Below are 17,817 nucleotides of genomic sequence, written 5' to 3' on the forward strand. Positions count from 1 at the left end.
GTAAAGCTTAATTTTATCCTTTAAAAAAAGGGTAGTGAGAGGTTTTAGCACCTACCAACCACCCTTTTCATTTAATTCAACATATACCTAAGCTAATTAAGCTGTAGTTTGTTCGCCTTGGTTCGCTTCGATCACAGCATCAGCCATTTTACCTGTCAGCAATTTAACAGCGCGGATCGCGTCATCATTACCTGGGATAACATAGTCGATTTCGTCTGGATCACAGTTCGTATCAACGATACCAACGATTGGGATACCCAACTTGCGGGCTTCAGCAACCGCGATACGCTCTTTGCGAGGATCAATGATAAAGAGTGCGCTAGGCAGACCCTTCATATTTTTAATACCGCCGAGGAATTTCTCAAGACGATCTTTCTCCTTGCGAAGAATGATAACTTCTTTCTTAGGAAGAACTGCGAAAGTACCGTCCTCTTCCCATCTTTCCAAAGTCTTCAAACGATCGATACGTTTTTGAATAGTTTGGAAGTTAGTCAGAGTACCTCCGAGCCAACGTTGGTTAATGTAGAATTGACCAGCGCGCTCAGCTTCTTCTTTTACAGAATCTTGAGCTTGTTTCTTAGTGCCGACAAAAAGAATTGTTCCATTCTCTTCAGCCACACTTTTCACAAAGTTGTACGCTTCCTCTACCTTTTTGACTGTTTTTTGCAAGTCAATAATGTAAATACCGTTTCTTTCAGTGAAGATATAACGATCCATTTTCGGGTTCCAGCGACGTGTCTGGTGACCGAAATGAACGCCTGCCTCAAGCAGTTGTTTCATGGAGATAACTCCCATCTTCACACACCTCCTAATTGGTTTTTTGTATGATGCCCTCCGCCGATGTCATCTTTCGTTAAAACTCCCGTAATGGTAAGCACCCTTAACGAAATCAGTCAGCGTGTGTTTTAACACCGTCATTTAATATAACACAATTGAATTGTCCTTGCAATATAATCTCCATAATCAAAAAAAGCCGCTCCAGGGGGGTTATTTCCCGGACGGCTTCGAAGTAATCTTAGAAATAATTGAAGACAGGCTTTCGCCTGGTTTGAAGGTATAAGTACCTGTCTGCAGGCTGTAATTCGCTTTACTGTCTATGGCAGTCTGAATGAAGGCACTCTTGTCAGAGATGATCCCCGCGCTCTTAAGGCCCTCTGCCACCTTGGTGAGGTTCTCGCCGGAGGAGATCTTAAACGAGATCTGTTCCGGCTTCTTAGGTTCAGATGTCTTACTGGTCTCAGGCGTGCTTACTTGGGGAGCGCTTGGCTTGCTCGCAGAATTAGTACGATCCGGAGCCGCTGGTGATTTCGGTGACGAAGTGGATTCAGGGGCTGCCGGGGTCTTAGTCGAAGAAGGAGCTTTAGGTTCAGCTGGAGTCTCCGTCTTAGCCTGATCTTTCTTCTGGCTCTCTTCTTTGGCTTTGGCTTCCCATTCCTGCGCAGTTAGAACTTGCTCAGTCCCTTCATAGACCTTCATACCGAGACGCTCAGCGGCCTGCTGAACCTGCTGCTTAGTCAGAAGCTGACTAGACTCATTCCCTTGTCCGATTAGCATAATTTGAAGCAAGAGGGCGCCTAGAATTAACCCCACACCCAAACCAATCATAAAAGTGCGGTTCTTCATGCCGGAGATTCCTCCTTGCTTGCAAGCTGCAGGATAAGCTGCACTTCGCCGCGCTGCAAATTCAGAACCTTGGCTATGCCATCAATCGATTTACCCTGATCATATAATTTAAATAGCTCTGGGTATCGGTCTCTTACCGTATTTCTCCGAGCAACAGGCTCTTCCTCGGCGGGCTGTTCCACTACCTGAGCAGCAGCAGCTAGCTTGTCGCTCTCCAGCTGTGCAGAATTGGATACGAGCGTTCCCACCCTAGCTTCCTGCAAAGATGTCAATTTCTCCACTTCCAGCAATCTGGTGCGCAGTTCGGCAACCTGTTCCTGCAGGGAAAGCTGCTTGACAGCCGTGTCCTGTTTGAGTTCGGCCATAAGTTCAATAATTTCTGTGTTTTCTCTTTCAATTTCGGTCATATAGTGTTCTAATGTAGCTTCCACATCAGCCGCCCCACTAGATACTTGCTCTCTACCCGGCTTGCGTGATGGAAGAAAAAAGGCATAGCCGATAACGGCCGCTCCCAGTAGGACAATATAAAACCATGGACTTCCTATTGGCATATTTTTCACCCAATTTACTGTTTGTAGTTATAAGAAAAGCACCTACAGGTGCTTTCTGTTAATGAAGGAATTCAAAGTGTGCGAAACCTCACCCTGCTTTATAAAGAAAGATCCAGATGATGTCCTTTGAAAGGATGCTCAGCCGCCTTATCCTTCTCCTGCTCTTGGGTATCTTCCATCTGCTGGTGATTACCCTCGTGGTGGTTGGGATGCCGATGCTCATTTTTAATGGAAGCATGAGAGGATTCATCCACCTGCGCACTACGCTTCCGTTCCCGGTCGCTGTTCTTGATGTTCTGATTCTCTAATGAGTGCTGATGGTGCATTGGCCTGTGCATCGCATCCTGCTGGATCCGGCCGGCTTCGCTCGTTCGTGGTACTGCAATTTGCAACTCAACCGATTTGAAATCCATTAGATCCCCACCATTTCGAGAAAAGGTATGTTAGATATATGCAGACATAGATATATCACCTTCACTATAATAGAAGGTCATTCGGGATATCGGGTCTTTAATAAATTTTGTATAGCGTCCGATCACTATCTTGGAACCGCCATAAATCATTTTAAGCACATGGACCTTTGCCTTGCTGGTGTCCTCCAGGGATTTCTCAATTTCAAGCATTCGCTCTTTGATCTCAGACTGCTCCCTCAGATGCTGCTTCCTGGTTAAACCAAGCTTCGCTCTCATCTGCATCTTTTCCATATTCAGCTTACCCACTGACGCCAGCTGATCAAGCAAGGTCAGAGCTTTATCGGTCTTATCCAGATTCCCTAAATTCTCTTTGAAGTGATTTCTAAGTTCAGCCAGCTCGTTACGCAGCTCAGGCAGGACACCTACTTCCACAGTCGTGGTCGTAGACATGGGATTACCAATAATGCGGGCGATCACTTTCTCTCCAGCTTGAATATTACCGCCAACTATCAGACCCTTGGTACCGCTGCAGATCACATCCCGGCCTGCTCTAATGTTGGAATGCATAATGCTTTGGGTTACCAATATATCTTCACCGGCGTAGACATTTCCATCTTGAATAAAGCCGCTCTTCACATTATGGCCGGCTTTGACATGCCCTTTGTTATAGCCGATAATCCCACCAGTAATTTCAATTGAGCCGCCAGCTTCTAACTCAGCTCCCTCTACACCGCCAACTACACGAATATCTCCTGCAGCCGAAATCCGGAATCCTGTCAGCACATTTCCACGAACAATGACGGTACCTACAAAGTTAATGTTACCTATGTTGTAATCAACGTCACCGTTAATTTCATAAATGGGAAAAACATTAATCTTCCCTCTGTCCGTCCTGGTTACTAATCCGTCAATCGCGGCATATAAAGCGTTTTGTTCCGGGTTAAGAACAACGTTCTTACCGATCTTGAATCTAGCCTCTTTACCAGGCTTAAAAGGAATCTCTTCCCCGGTAACGGCCAATCCCGCCTTGCCAGGCACAGGAGGAACAAGCTCTGCAATCAGCTGTCCTCTATGCATATTGTTCAGGCGAACCACATCTTTGTAATCCACACTTCCGTCTTCATTCTCGTTAGGTCCATGCTGCTCATCATCAAGAGGTATCGCATAACGAACAAATCCATCCTCACCCTTGACAGGAGCTACCCCTTCAGCAATTTGAATAGGCTGGAATGCGGAATCAGCAGGATTCGCCACAAAGCGATTCAAAGCATCAGGCTGAATCCCGTGAGTAATTCCGTTAGCCGATAAAAAGTTCTGCAGCTGTTCAATGCTGCAATTAAAGCCTTCTTCATCCTTAATTAATTTGAGGTAGGCCGAACTCTTATCTTCTGAAAGCGCTATACTTAAATATTGCTTTAAATCTACGTGCTCACCCATCCCATACTCCCTCATTCCTCTAATTCGTCTAATACTCTAGTCATCTTGCATTAACAGATCCCGCTGTTTATCCAAGCTGCCACGAAGCCTTAGGATCGCTTTGGAATGTAACTGAGAAATTCTCGAAGGGGATAATGACATGACCTCCGCAATTTCGCTCAGTGATAAATCTTCATAATAAAGTAAAGAAACGACTGTACGTTCTTTTTCAGTCAATTTCTCGATTCCCTTAGTCAGTGATTCTTTTAAATGAAACTCGCGGACTTTATAGTCCGGATTCTTGGCTTTGTCATCAACGAGAAGAGAGAGTCTTGTCTCTGAATCTTCTTCCCGTATCGGGTCCTCCAAGGAACAGAGGGTCATTACGGCAACTTCCTGTAGCATGTGCTGAAACTCTTTTACCGAGACATCTAAATGTTTGCTCATTTCCTCATCGGAAACTGTACGAAGATACTGCTGTTCCAATTGCTGGTAGCCTTCTTCGATTTTCTTTGCTTTCTCTCTTACGGAACGCGGAACCCAGTCACCCTGGCGAAGCCCGTCCAATATAGCACCGCGGACTCTCCAAGACGCATAGGTCTCAAATTGCAGTCCGCGTTTATAATCAAATTTCTCCACAGCATCAATTAGCCCCATTACACCATTGCTGGCTAAATCATCCTTGGATACATTTTTGGGAAGTCCCACAGCCAACCTGCCTGACACATAGTCCACGATCGGAAGATGCTTCTCAATCAGTGTCTTTTTTGCCTCGATATCGCCGTGTTCCTTCCATCTTTCCCAGACATCGGCGTAATTAAGAGGCATTGATTTACGCTCGTTCAATTACCTCACCCTCCTTATTTTTCTGTCAGGTGACGAAGGGCTTTAACCATCTCTTCAGGATCCTGCTCGGATGTCTTGACAAGTTTCGGCGGATTGAGCGGTGAGAATCCACTTGGCTCGCTGGGTACATCAGGTTTTTGCTTCAAAAGATCGTTCAATTCTTCAGTCTCATCCGGCGTTGTCAAATCCAGCATAGTTCCCAGGTCCTCATCATCCGCAGCAGCTTCGATCTCGGAAATACTAGGTTCCGAGGGAGAAGTGCGCAGGAATCCGAGCAACCATCTGAGGGCAAAAGCCAATATAAACCAAACCACAAATGCTATACAGCTTCGTATAAAGCTTGTCGTTAATATATTATTGCTGAAAGATACTATGAAAGTAATTATAAAACCAATTGCTCCAAACAACCAGTTAAACCCTATTTTTCCAGCCATGGCTACAATTCCTTTTTACCCATTTGTACACTGCGTATGAATAATATACCCGTTTCACAATCCATTTCTATCGTGCGACCGTAATTACCTCCCGTATCTTCGCCAATGAGAGGCACGCCGAGCTCTTCAAGCTTCACCTTGCAGGACTCGACATTTCTGGGTCCAATTCGGAGGGCATCCCCTTTCCCCGCAAAGCTGAACATCTGGGAACCGCCAGCCATCTTGGCCACGAGGCGTTTGGGAGATGCTCCAAGAGCCAACACTTTCTGATAGATTGCAGGAACAGCCGTATCCGCATATTTTGCTATATTGAGAGCTCCCTCACGGGCAATATCTGAGGAAGGAAGCATGACGTGAGCCAGCCCCCCGATCTTAACGTATGGATCGTAGAGAGTTATCCCTACACAGGAACCGAGTCCTATTGTACGTATGAGCCCTTCTTTCTCAATAACATCAAGCTCGGCCATTCCTACTTTAATAACGCGCTGTTGATCAATCATGATTCTTCGGCACTCCCAGGGCGGTGAAAATTTGGTCAAAGGATTCAGGATCAGGAATAAGGAAAAATTGACCCTCCACTTCCTGTTGTCCCTCAATGAAAGTCGTATCTATTAGTAGAGCATCATCGCCCATTTCACCAAACTGTAGAAGTCCGTAGCTTAGAATCGCTCCTGCCATATCAATTGCAAGCGCCGGCACCGTAGGAGACATGGATAGACGTGTAAAATCAGCGAGAGAGGATAGATAGGAACCCGCCAGAATATTTCCGATTTCCGACAAGGCCGACCATTCCATTTCTGTGAACTCTTCCTCATTCTCCACAGTAAGATAAGCGAATCTTCTAAGCAGCTTCTTCGCCGCTTCTGGACTCAATATGAAGAACAGGTTGCCTGGGGCATCTCCTTCCACACGAAAGAAGATTGCGAGCACGATTTTCTCTGCACCGCCGACTTTGTCGGCAATAGCTTCGAATGGGAGCATTTGTACCTTTGGCACCGCCATGTCAATCGGCTTGTCCAGTAGACAAGACAATGCGGTAGCGGCGTTACCAGCCCCGATATTGCCGATCTCTTTCAAAATATCCATTTTAAATTCCGCATAGTCCTTGAAAAAGTCCACGGCTTAGCCCTCTAAACTTTCCAGTTGAATAATCTCGTTCTTATTCAGCACTTCAGATAGATTAAGCATGATCAAGAGTCGTTCATCAGAGATACGTGCAACGCCATCCAGGTACTTAGCTTTAATTCCTCCAACTACTTCTGGTGGAGAATCAATAATATCCGTATTCAAATCGATAACATCGTTAGCGGAATCCACAATGAATCCGACTTCCAATTCCTCGGCGGCCACGATGATAATCCGGCTTTGCTCCGTAAATTCTGCTTCAGGAAGACCAAAGCGTCCACGCAGATCGATTACAGGAATGACTACACCACGAAGGTTAATAACCCCTTTCACAAATGCAAATGTTTTAGGAACCCGGGTAATCGGCAAAATCCGTTCAATTGTCTGCACTTTATCTACTTCAATTCCGTACTCTTCTTCCCCAAGTTTGAACACAATCACTTTGATGTCTTGTCCCATTGTAATTCCTCCTTAATGGTTATGCGCTAGTACTCAAGCTAACTTCCTACTACTTAATGAAAGTATTAGGATCTATGATAAGAGCAACCTGTCCATCACCCAAAATGGTTGCACCGGCAACACCCGGGATGGAAGGAAGATAGTTCCCAAGATTTTTGATTACAATCTCGTTCTGGCCGATAAACTCGTCTACCGTCAATGCAGCCAGCCGTTCACCCTTACGAATTACAACAATCTCGGTTTCTTCTTCTCCAGCCTCATCAAAGTCAGCTACATCGAATATATTCGCCAATGAGAGGAGTGGAATATGAGCATCCCGGTACGGTACCATGGTGTATCCATGCAGCGTGCGTATTTGATTGCGCTTGATAATTCCCGTCTCTACTATTGAGGATAGAGGAATTGCATATTTCTCGCTTCCGAGCTTAATCAGCATCGCTGAAATAATCGAGAGTGTGAGCGGAAGCTGCACCGAGAACTTCGTCCCTTGTCCCCACTTGGAAGTAATGAGCACCGTACCGCCGAGCGATTCAATTTTGGTCTTGACGACATCCAGCCCAACTCCGCGGCCCGAAATATCGGAAATCACCTCTGCTGTACTAAAGCCTGGGGCAAATAACAGCTGTGCCACTTCATCATCGGTAAGTGAATTTGCCTCATCAGATGAGATAACCCCGTTCTTGACCGCTTTCGCAGCAACCTTCTCCCGGTTAACCCCATATCCGTCATCTTCAATTTCAATAAATACATGGTTACCACTATGGAAGGCGCGGAGCTGCACCGTACCTGTCTCTGACTTTCCAGCAGCAATACGGTCAGCGGTTGTCTCAACACCGTGGTCAACGGCATTACGCAAAAGGTGAACCAGCGGATCGCCGATCTCATCAATAACCGTGCGATCCAGTTCCGTTTCTGCGCCAAGAATTACAAGATCAATCTTCTTGTTAAGTGACTTAGCCAAGTCTCTTACCATCCGGGGGAATCGATTGAATACAGTGTCAACCGGAACCATCCGCAGCTTAAGAACAATATTCTGCAGGTCAGTACTAACCCGGCTCATATGCTCTACTGTCTCGGTCAATTCTGTTCTCTTAATCTCTCCAGCAAGCTGCTCTAATCGAACTCGGTCAATCAGAAGCTCGCTGAACAGATTCATAAGCACATCAAGTCTGTCGATATCTACACGAATTGTTCTCGAAGGTGCCGCTGCTTTCCGTGCTGGGCCATCCCCGGAAGCTGCTGGCTTGGGAGCCGGTGCAGCAGGTGCGGCTGGTGCAGAAGTAACGGCTGCTGGTGCTGGTGGGGCTTCCACAGTCACAGCTGCTTCAGAGGCACCACTCTGAGAGATTTGTTTGAGAGATTCTGCATCAAGGGCAATGACCTTGGCACTACCAATTTCAGAAACATTCAAAATCATACTTTCCAGCTCAGATGCATCTTTTTGTGTTATGTAATAGAGCGAGAAACTACGATCGAACTTCTCTTGTTCGATATCCTGTACGGTTGGGTGCGATTTCACCACTTCACCAAAGCGTTCAAGAAGGTCAAATACCATATAAGCTCTAACCGCTTTAAGCTGGCAATCCTCACGGACTCCCACCTCGATATAGAGAACTTGATGGCCTTCTGCTATCGATTGTTCCAATACGGAATACTGGAATTCATCCAGCTGGAGCGAATTCTCCCCAGCGCTGTTCTTAGCGGCTGACGCGGCAGCAGGTGCAGCAGCCAAGGGGTTCTCCCCTCTGACTATGGCTTGAAGGTTAGCAACAATCGATGTAACGTCCGCTTTACCTTCCCCGCCCTGGGTTATATCCTGAACCATGGATTGTAACGCATCCAAGCCTTTGAACAAGGTATCAAAAATAAAATCCTGCATCTTCAGCTTGTCATTACGCACGAGGTCAAGCACGTTCTCCATTTGGTGTGTAAGGGATGCGAGATCCTCGAAACCCATGGTTGCAGCCATACCCTTCAGGGTATGAGCAGATCTGAAGATAACCTGAACGATAGAAATATCCTCCGGATTGTCCTCCAATTCCAGCATTTTCTCATTTAGCGATTGCAGATGATCATTTGACTCATCAATAAACATGGATAAATATTGATTCATGTCCATGGTGAGACACCTCCTCAAGGATAACTTCCCGTTATTTCACTACTTGTACTAGTTTTGGCGCAATTTCATGAAGCGGTAATACATGACTCACACATTTCAACTCCACCGCGGATCGCGGCATTCCATACACCACACAGGTCTCTTCACTCTCCGCAAAGGTGGAGGTCACTCCCGCATCATACAACCGCTTCATGACTCTTGCTCCATCGCTTCCCATACCCGTCAGCAGAACAATATGCCGCTTGAGGGACTCCAGTGGCTGGAGTGACTCGTACAGAACATCAGCAGAAGGTCTGTGACCATTGCGGAGCTCGTCTTTGTTCAAGGCCACCCGGTACCCACCGCTAGATGGTTTGACTGTAATGTGATAGCCTCCAGGGGCTATATAGGCCCATCCCCGTTTAATTTCCATTCCTTCCTCAGCTTCAACTACTTGAAGCGGGCTCAGGCTGTTTAGGCGCTGTGCCAAAGAATGTGTGAAATTTGGCGGCATATGCTGAACGATCACAATAGGTGCCGGAAAGTCTGCCGGGATCATTTCAAGCAGCGTTTTGAGCGCCTTCGGACCACCGGTTGAGCTTCCAATAGCAACGATATCGGTATAACTGCTGGAACGATCGTGGCTTGTTGGTCTGTTATCTTGTCTTCCAGCCACTTCGTGCCCTAACGTCTTGCCGTTATGAGAATCCGTATTCCCTCTAACGTGTGCCCCATCGCCTTCAGCTGGTGGCCTGCTGTATGTCGGTACGCGCTCCTCTGTGTCTTTTTTTGGCAAGATCCTTGAGATTTGAGCTGGCTCTGGAACCGTTCCGCCAGACAATCCGCCTTTATCTTTGACCTGAGGTCTACCATATTGTTCTGACGCTCCCGGCATACTTCGAAGCGGCTTGTTCTGGATCTTATCCGTGGGCTTCTCCAGCGGCTTAACCTTGGCCAGTTCCAAACTATCTTTAGGCTTCTTCTCTACAATATCATTGTTCTCCCGCACAGCTTTACCCGGTGATGAGATCGGAAGCTTTAAAGGTTCAGGGATTGTTCTAGCTTTCGCCAAGGCTGCTAACTCTGCCTCTATTCTCGCTTCCCTTCGTTCCTGGGCTTGCATAGCGGTAACAATCTGCTCCCGAAGCGCCTTTCCAACTTCATCAATACCTTGTGAGCTTGTCGTCAACGAAGGTTTGCGAATGAAATCGAACGCACCAAGTTCAAGAGCCATGATGGTCTCCCGCATACCTTCTTCATTAATGCCTGACAGCATAATAACCGGAATCGGCTTGTCCGCCATAATTTGCCGAAGTGCTTCAAGACCATTCATCTCCGGCATTTCCACATCCATCGTTACTAGATCAGGCTTTAATTGTGCAATGCGTTTAATTGCCTCTTTCCCGTTTTGAGCTGTCCCCTCTACTTTGAGCATAGGGTCCTGCTCAATCAAATCTGAGATAATCTTTCGCATAAACGCCGAATCGTCAACTACTAAAATGCGATAAGGGCTCATGTCTTGTTCCTCCTGTCCTATCATGAAGAATCATTTTGTCCGTTTTAGCCATTTGTGTAAAAATCCTTTGATTCCCGTCAAGGTACCTGCTTCTTGCGTCATACCATTCGCTATATAATTGGCGGATAGCCTTTGTATATCGCGTGAGGCATTACAGTTAGGATAAGCTACAGTAAAAGGAACTTGTTTTTTTACAGCTTGTACCACATGATTATCATCACTCATGAACCCTAGCATCGGTATTTCTATATCCAGAAACTTACGAGCGACCAGAGATATTTTGTCGGCGACCTGCCTTGCTTCTTTCTCATTCTCAACCCGATTAATCATTAGCTGGAACGGAACGACGTCCTCCATACCGCCAACCACTTTAATGAGTGCGTATGCATCAGTAATTGAAGTTGGCTCTGGAGTTGTTACAACTAGGCACTCATCTGCAGCGGTAATAAACTTCAAAGTTTCTTTCGATAAACCCGCGCCAGTATCAAAGATAATGTAGTCCATTTCACTTGAGATTTCTTCAATTTGCTCTGTAAAATAGTTCAGGTCCGATTCCGACAGCGTGAACAGATCAGCCAAGCCGGAACCTCCCGGGATAAAAGGAAGAGAACCAACCCCATGCTCAATAATCTCACGTATATTTTTCTCGCCTTTTAATAAATGATAGAGATTATATCTGGGCCTTACCCCCATCAACACATCAATATTCGCCATTCCGATGTCTGCATCAAATAGTAGAACTTTCTTGTTAAGAGCCTTAAGGGCGAGGGCGAAGTTCAATGTGAAATTGGACTTGCCAACTCCCCCTTTTCCGCTGCTGACTGTAATAACTCGCGCACTCCTTGGGGGCCTCTGATATTCCTGCTGTTCCATGGACGATACTAATTGTCTGAGAGATTCGGCCTGATCGTTCATTCTGTTCGCTCTCCCAGGAGCTCTTGAATCAACAAGTCTGGTGTAGCGGTAAGCAGGTCATCCGGAACATTTTGCCCATTGGTCAAGTATGTCAGCTCAAGCGGATACTCACGAATCAAGTTAAATAAAGGACCGCAAGTATCTGTTTCATCCAATTTTGTAAAGATAACTTTATCTAATCCATATCGGCTGAAGTTTTCTGTGATTTTCTTCATATCCCTGCTCTTGGAAGTAAGACTCAGCACCAGGTAGGTTTCACTTTGTTCATCCCGGTTAAGCAGGCTATGCAGTTCAGCCACGAACAGCTCATTTAAGTAATTACGTCCCGCGGTATCCATAAAAATAAGATCACAGTGCTGGAAGCGCTGAACAGCTCGGTGCACATCTCCAGGAGATTGAACCACTTCAATAGGCACATTCAGAATCGAGGCATATGTCCTAAGCTGCTCGATAGCGGAGATCCGATAGGTATCTGCTGTTATAAATCCTACTTTCTTTTGTTTGCGGAAAATCTGATCAGCTGCAAGCTTCGCAATCGTGGTCGTCTTCCCTACCCCGGTAGGGCCGGCGATATATACAATTCGGCTGCTGTCTGATATGCCTGTTCCAATTCTACCCCTTAAAAAGTTATGAATCTGCTCCTGAACGAGTCTTAATGCATTCTCTTCATCTATTGGCCTGTCGTCCGTCCATTGCAGATACGCATTAGAAATCCATTCCTCAACTAATTCAGATGAGATTCCCTGCTCTGTGAGACGATGCTGGATTTCGATAAATGATGTTGGAAGCTCCGGTTCCCCGTTATTGCGAGAAGCCAGCTTAGTCATCATAGCTTTCATCTGCTGTATTTCCTCAAATAGACGATCATCCTTGTAACCTGTGGCAGCGATCTCTCTGGCGCCAGCAGGTGTTACTCGCTTAGTATTATTAGTAGATAAATCCTCAGCCACAGCGCCAATCTTCCGGTTATCTACAATTAACTCTTGTGTTGTTGTGGCTTCCTGTCTATCCATCTGAGTCCGTTCAGGGGAAGAGGCAGCCGAGTGAGCCGGTGCGGGTACATTAGCATTCGTCGGCTGATCTTTCCGTTCATCCTCTATAATCTGTGCGGATTTGCGGTAAGCTGCCGGTACGCTTGCTCTCGCTACAGGCGCAGGATAAGCGGTTTGGCGGGGCTTGCTATCCGGCTGCTGAGCCGTTTCGCCCGACTCAGTAGCCGCAATAACCTCGATTCTTTTCTTCTGAAACATTCCAAGGAACCCGCCTATCTTCATCTCCTTGGTACTTAAGATCACTGCATCCTTGCCAAGCTCGGTTCTAATCTTCTGCATCGCATCGGGCATTGTTTCGACGATATATCTCTTTACTCTCATAGATTCACCACTCCGACACTTTGAATTTCAACATTCGGCTCCAGTTCGCTGTATGACAGGACCGGAATGTCCTGCATCGTCCGCTCAATAACCTGGCGCAAATACATTCGAATCGTTGGAGATGTTAGAACAATCGGCTGCTGACCTGATTGAATAAGTCTATTAATCTGCTCAGTCAGCTTCTGATATACCGTCTGCGTGGATACAGGATCCAGCGCCAGGTAACTGCCTTGATCCGATTGTTGTACACTTTCAGCAATCTTCTTCTCAAGCGTAGGGCCCACGGTGATCACTCGCATGGTCTCCCCATTCTGAGTGAACTGCTGCGTGATCTGCCTGGAGAGCGCCTGTCTTACATATTCTGTGAGTACATCAGGATCCTTTGTGTAGGTACCGTAATCTGCAAGAGTCTCAAATATCGTCACCATATCACGAATAGAGATCTTCTCCCGAAGTAGCTTGGCCAGAACCTTCTGCACATCCCCCACAGAGAGTACAGATGGGATAAGGTCATCCACAAGAATTGGATAGTTGTCCTTGAGATTATCAATGAGTGTCTTCGTCTCCTGACGGCCAAGCAGCTCATGAGCATGTCTCTTAATCATTTCGGTTAAGTGAGTAGCGACGACAGAAGGCGGATCGACGACGGTATATCCGGATAATTCGGCACGTTCCTTAGTAGGCTCATCTATCCAAAGAGCCGGCAGCCCAAACGCTGGCTCCTGTGTCTCTATTCCCGTGATGGAATCATCGTCATATCCAGGGCTCATTGCCAGGTAATGGTTAAGCAGCAGCTCGCCGCCGCCCACGGTATTCCCTTTAATCTTAATCACATATTCATTCGGTCTAAGCTGGATATTGTCGCGTATCCGAATAACCGGTACCACGAGTCCCATTTCCAGCGCACACTGCCTACGAATCATAATAATCCGGTCAAGCAAATCCCCGCCCTGCTGTGTGTCAGCCAGCGGTATAAGACCATACCCGAATTCAAATTCAATTGGATCTACCTGAAGTAGGTTAATCACACTTTCAGGACTACGCACCTCTTCGATCTGTTGTTCCTCCTCCTGCTGTTCTTGAGCAACCTGGCGCTGATTCATATTGTTCTGCATCCGCCAAGCCGCATAAGCCAAGAGGGCCGCAAGTGGCAGTGTGGAAAGGATACCAATTGGTGTAAATATCCCAAGCGCGGTGATCGTACCTGCGACAATGTAGATTAATTTCGGATAAATAAAGAGCTGTCCAGTAATGTCATCTGCCAAATTCCCTTCCGAAGAAGCACGGGTTACAATTAGACCCGCTGATGTCGAAATAAGCAGAGCCGGGATTTGACTGACAAGACCATCCCCGATCGTAAGCAGGGAATAGGTTGAGAGAGCGTCCATAAAAGGCATTCCGTGCATGGCAACCCCAATAATGAATCCACCAATGAGATTAATCACGAGAATAATAATGCCCGCAATCGCGTCCCCTTTTACAAACTTACTCGCTCCGTCCATGGCCCCGTAAAAGTCAGCTTCACGTTCTATTTTGCGGCGGCGTTCTCTGGCCTGCTGTTCATTGATAAGACCCGCATTCAAATCGGCATCAATACTCATCTGCTTCCCTGGCATCGCATCCAGGGTGAAGCGTGCGCCAACTTCCGCAACACGTTCAGAGCCTTTCGTAATAACAATAAACTGAACGACCACGAGGATCAGAAAGACGATAAAGCCGACTACAGGCTGTCCTTGCGACACCCAGCTCCCGAATGTAGCTACAACATGTCCCGCCTCAGCTTGTCCCAGGATCAACTTGGTTGTTGAAACGTTAAGTGCCAAACGGAACAACGTCGTGATAAGCAGCATTGCTGGAAAAATGGAGAATTGCAAAGCCTCTTTGGTATTCATAGCTACAAGAAGAATCATCATAGCCAGTGAAATATTAATTACCAGAAGGACATCCAGCAGCCAGGTAGGGATCGGGAGGATCATCATCAGTACAATGCCGATAATTCCGAGCAATATCGAAATATCTTTTATTTTCATACGTTCCCCGCCTCCCATCCCGAATTATTTGACTTTACCTTTGAGCTTATATACATAGGCCAATACTTCAGCAACGGCTTGGAACAAATCCGCGGGGATGCTGTCCCCGATCTCTGATCGTTGAAATAATGCGCGTGCCAGTGGCTTGTTTTCCATAATTGTAACCCCATTATCTTTCGCAATCTCCCTGATTCGAAGAGCGACAAAATCCTGTCCTTTAGCAACAACTTGAGGCGCCTCCATCTGAGTACCGTCATACTTCAACGCTACCGCGAAGTGAGTCGGGTTCGTAATAATAACGTCCGCCTTGGGTACTTCCTGCATCATACGCTGCATGGCCATATGACGCTGTCTTTCACGGATTTTCCCTTTAATCTGCGGATCGCCTTCCATTTTTTTATACTCATCCTTGATGTCCTGTTTTGACATCTTCAAGCTTTTCTCATGCTCGTATTTCTGATATAAGAAGTCCAATATTGCCAGAATGAACAACCCGGCTGCCGTCTTAATTCCTAGTTCAAACGTTAATTTTACCGCAAAAGAAAACGTATCTTCCACAGGAAGCTGGCCAAGCTTGGCAATATCGCCTCTTGCTCCCCAGATCGTTGTGTATACCAGAAAGCAGATTACGGTAAGTTTAAGTACTGATTTCAGAAATTCTACGAATGATTTCATAGAAAAAATATTTTTGAAGCCTTTAATTGGATCCAGCTTGCTAAACTTCAACTTCAAGCCTTCACCGTTAAGCATGAAGCCGATTTGAGCATAGTTCGCGACTAATCCTACTATGATGACTACTACAAACAACGGCGCAAGCATTAGCAGAATCTGCAGTGCATAATTGCCGAATAGAGCCATTACATTCTCTTTTGTCACATCCATGGACAATCGATTAATGAATACATCCGTATACAGGGATATTATTCTAGTTTTTAGAAATCCTCCAAAGGCCATTAAACATAGAAAGGAAGTAAGCAGGATCAGCGCTCCCGAAATATCCATGCTTTTAGCTACCTGACCTTTTTTGCGGGCATCCTGCCGTTTCTTCGGCGTCGCCTTCTCTGTTTTATCGTCAGCGAATAGCTGCAGGTCGAGTGCATATCTGAACTGCAAATAACTCCCTCCTTGCTTAACCCGGTCTTTGACCCATTGCCCCCATCAGGTTCTCAAGAGACTTGAACAACACCTGAAATAAATATTCAAACGCATAGATAAGACTTGGCATAAGAAGTATAAGCAGAAGCAATCCCACAATAATCTTCAAGGGTACGCCAATTACAAATACGTTAAATTGCGGCGCTGTTCTCGCCAAGAATCCTAAGGCCACATCTGTTAAAAACAAGGCGACTACAAGCGGTGCCGACATCTGAAATGCTAGAACAAACGACTCGCTAAACGTCCTCAGCAAAAACTCAGATAAGTTACCACTGTTTATCCGGCTAAAAAAATCATTGTTCAGCGGAATCCAATTATAACTGCGCATGATGGCTTGAAGCAGATAATGGTGTCCGTTGATACTTAGAAACAGCAGCGTGGCCACCATATATTTGAAATTACTGATCATCGGGGCAGAAGCCCCTGTCATCGGGTCAATAACATTGGCTATACTGAACCCAATCTGAATATCGATAAATGCCCCGGCCATTTGAATGACCGAAAACATAAGAGTAGCAACATATCCCATCAATAACCCAATCAGTATTTCCCGGACAATGAACAGAAAATAAGTTAAGTCCACTGGAACAGTCTCGTTAATTCCACTAACCAAATAGACAATCAGTGCAATCATGGCGGATAATCCAATTTTGAACGTTGCCGGTACCGATCGCGAAGCAAAGATAGGGGCTACCACAAAAAACGATGCAATTCGACAAAAGATAAGCAAAAAAACAGAAAACCCCTGCAGCAACATATCCATGTTCATGCTGGCTAACCGATATAACTGGATAAGTTACTTAGTATTCCAGAGGTAAAATCAACCAGTGTAGTTAAAATCCACGGACCGAACAACAAGAGAGCCAACAGGACAGCAACTATTTTGGGTACGAATGCTAGTGTCTGCTCTTGGATCTGGGTGGTTGCTTGAAATATACTGATAATCAAACCTACCACCAGGCCTAAAATCAGCATCGGTGCACTGACTTCCAATACGGTATAAACGGCTTGTCCGGCCAACCCTATAATAAACTCCGAACTCATAACCGTCCCCCTTGTTCTCTTAGTGTGATACACGCCTGTGATGCTGCAACGCTTGTCATGTGCCAAAACTCACTAGCAGAGATTTGACGACCAAATACCAGCCGTCAACAAGCACAAACAGCAGGATCTTAAACGGCAGTGAAATCATTACCGGAGGGAGCATCATCATTCCCATCGCCATAAGCGTACTTGCAACTACCATATCAATAATTAGAAAAGGTATAAATATCATGAATCCCATTTGAAACGCAGTCTTCAGTTCACTGATCGCATAAGCCGGAACAAGTACTGTTATCGGGAGATCCTCGTAGCTTTTAGGCTTTTCTGTCTTCGTATAGCTCATGAACAGCTGCAAATCCTTATTTCGGGTGTGAGAATACATGAACTTCTTCATCGGCACAGCCGCTTTCTCAAGCGCTGCGGTCTGAGTAATCTCACCCTTCAGATATGGCTGAAGAGCTACATCATTAATCTGAGAAAGTGTTGGGCTCATTACGAACAACGTCAAGAATAACGCAAGACCCACAAGCACCTGGTTGGGAGGCATCTGCTGAGTACCTAACGCACTTCTCACAAAGCCAAGAACTATGACGATCCGGGTGAAGCTTGTCATTAATACCAGTATGGCCGGAGCCACACTGAGTATAGTAATGAGCAATAAGATGGATAGTGAGCTCGTGCTAGGCTTGCTCCCATCTGAATCCCCGACTTGTACACTAATGTTCGGTATCGGATCAGCTGCTGAAGCTATAGTTGTGGAAAAAACGCTTAATAGCATCATAAGTAAAGCGACAATAACGACCTTTTTCTTCATTGAAC

Annotated in this window: 19 protein-coding genes; all 19 read right to left on the minus strand. The window is 46.0% G+C overall.

Translation table 11 applies throughout. The features are described from left to right. Positions 1 to 96: 96 nt before the first annotated feature. Positions 97 to 795, minus strand: coding sequence for a 30S ribosomal protein S2 (gene rpsB / locus ACRRNK_RS13810; protein ID WP_127199687.1), 699 nt, complete (start codon positions 793 to 795; stop codon positions 97 to 99). Between the two features lie 192 nt (positions 796 to 987). Next, positions 988 to 1,623 carry a hypothetical protein gene (locus ACRRNK_RS13815; RefSeq protein WP_433943306.1) on the minus strand — a complete coding sequence of 212 codons (636 nt, stop codon included), beginning with the start codon at positions 1,621 to 1,623 and terminating at the stop codon, positions 988 to 990. Then, entirely contained in the window at positions 1,620 to 2,174 is a 555-nt protein-coding gene (locus tag ACRRNK_RS13820) for a DUF6115 domain-containing protein (protein WP_433943307.1), read from the minus strand. The genes ACRRNK_RS13815 and ACRRNK_RS13820 overlap by 4 nt, the downstream gene beginning before the upstream one ends. A 98-nt stretch (positions 2,175 to 2,272) precedes the next feature. Continuing rightward, a complete protein-coding gene (locus ACRRNK_RS13825) occupies positions 2,273 to 2,587 on the minus strand; it encodes a hypothetical protein (RefSeq protein ID WP_433943308.1) in 315 nt (104 codons plus the stop codon). Between the two features lie 30 nt (positions 2,588 to 2,617). Then, the gene (locus ACRRNK_RS13830; protein ID WP_433943309.1) at positions 2,618 to 4,024 is read right to left on the minus strand and encodes a DUF342 domain-containing protein; all 1,407 of its coding nucleotides are present in this window, start codon (positions 4,022 to 4,024) and stop codon (positions 2,618 to 2,620) included. A 36-nt stretch (positions 4,025 to 4,060) separates the two neighbouring features. Continuing rightward, a complete protein-coding gene (locus tag ACRRNK_RS13835; protein ID WP_433943310.1) occupies positions 4,061 to 4,849 on the minus strand; it encodes a FliA/WhiG family RNA polymerase sigma factor in 789 nt (262 codons plus the stop codon). Between the two features lie 14 nt (positions 4,850 to 4,863). After that, complete coding sequence (locus ACRRNK_RS13840; protein ID WP_433943311.1) at positions 4,864 to 5,163, minus strand: hypothetical protein; 300 nt, start codon at positions 5,161 to 5,163, stop codon at positions 4,864 to 4,866. A gap of 122 nt (positions 5,164 to 5,285) precedes the next feature. Beyond that, positions 5,286 to 5,783, minus strand: a complete 498-nt coding sequence (locus ACRRNK_RS13845; protein WP_433943312.1) for a chemotaxis protein CheD — start codon at positions 5,781 to 5,783, stop codon at positions 5,286 to 5,288. Further along, the gene (locus ACRRNK_RS13850; RefSeq protein ID WP_433946900.1) at positions 5,776 to 6,369 is read right to left on the minus strand and encodes a chemotaxis protein CheC; all 594 of its coding nucleotides are present in this window, start codon (positions 6,367 to 6,369) and stop codon (positions 5,776 to 5,778) included. Before ACRRNK_RS13850 ends, ACRRNK_RS13845 begins: the two co-directional genes overlap by 8 nt. A 36-nt stretch (positions 6,370 to 6,405) precedes the next feature. Then, a complete protein-coding gene (locus ACRRNK_RS13855) occupies positions 6,406 to 6,867 on the minus strand; it encodes a chemotaxis protein CheW (RefSeq protein WP_433943313.1) in 462 nt (153 codons plus the stop codon). A 49-nt stretch (positions 6,868 to 6,916) separates the two neighbouring features. After that, positions 6,917 to 8,986 (minus strand): chemotaxis protein CheW, encoded by a 2,070-nt coding sequence (locus ACRRNK_RS13860; protein ID WP_433943314.1) that lies wholly within the window; start codon positions 8,984 to 8,986, stop codon positions 6,917 to 6,919. A 31-nt stretch (positions 8,987 to 9,017) separates the two neighbouring features. Next, positions 9,018 to 10,481 carry a protein-glutamate methylesterase/protein-glutamine glutaminase gene (locus tag ACRRNK_RS13865; protein ID WP_433943315.1) on the minus strand — a complete coding sequence of 488 codons (1,464 nt, stop codon included), beginning with the start codon at positions 10,479 to 10,481 and terminating at the stop codon, positions 9,018 to 9,020. A gap of 30 nt (positions 10,482 to 10,511) precedes the next feature. Beyond that, entirely contained in the window at positions 10,512 to 11,396 is an 885-nt protein-coding gene (locus ACRRNK_RS13870; protein ID WP_433943316.1) for a MinD/ParA family protein, read from the minus strand. Continuing rightward, entirely contained in the window at positions 11,393 to 12,769 is a 1,377-nt protein-coding gene (gene flhF / locus ACRRNK_RS13875; RefSeq protein WP_433943317.1) for a flagellar biosynthesis protein FlhF, read from the minus strand. The genes ACRRNK_RS13870 and flhF overlap by 4 nt, the downstream gene beginning before the upstream one ends. Continuing rightward, a complete protein-coding gene (flhA, locus tag ACRRNK_RS13880) occupies positions 12,766 to 14,799 on the minus strand; it encodes a flagellar biosynthesis protein FlhA (RefSeq protein WP_433943318.1) in 2,034 nt (677 codons plus the stop codon). The genes flhF and flhA overlap by 4 nt, the downstream gene beginning before the upstream one ends. A gap of 24 nt (positions 14,800 to 14,823) precedes the next feature. Beyond that, a complete protein-coding gene (gene flhB / locus ACRRNK_RS13885) occupies positions 14,824 to 15,912 on the minus strand; it encodes a flagellar biosynthesis protein FlhB (RefSeq protein WP_433943319.1) in 1,089 nt (362 codons plus the stop codon). Between the two features lie 16 nt (positions 15,913 to 15,928). Then, on the minus strand, positions 15,929 to 16,717 hold the full coding sequence (gene fliR, locus ACRRNK_RS13890) for a flagellar biosynthetic protein FliR (protein WP_433946901.1): 789 nt from the start codon (positions 16,715 to 16,717) through the stop codon (positions 15,929 to 15,931). Between the two features lie 11 nt (positions 16,718 to 16,728). Continuing rightward, positions 16,729 to 16,998 carry a flagellar biosynthesis protein FliQ gene (gene fliQ / locus ACRRNK_RS13895; RefSeq protein ID WP_127199671.1) on the minus strand — a complete coding sequence of 90 codons (270 nt, stop codon included), beginning with the start codon at positions 16,996 to 16,998 and terminating at the stop codon, positions 16,729 to 16,731. Positions 16,999 to 17,053: 55 nt separating this feature from the next. Next, positions 17,054 to 17,812, minus strand: a complete 759-nt coding sequence (gene fliP / locus ACRRNK_RS13900; RefSeq protein WP_433943320.1) for a flagellar type III secretion system pore protein FliP — start codon at positions 17,810 to 17,812, stop codon at positions 17,054 to 17,056. Positions 17,813 to 17,817: the final 5 nt, after the last annotated feature.

The organism is Paenibacillus sp. SN-8-1 (genome assembly GCF_050995535.1).
In the GTDB taxonomy this organism is placed as follows: Bacteria; Bacillota; Bacilli; order Paenibacillales; family Paenibacillaceae; genus Fontibacillus.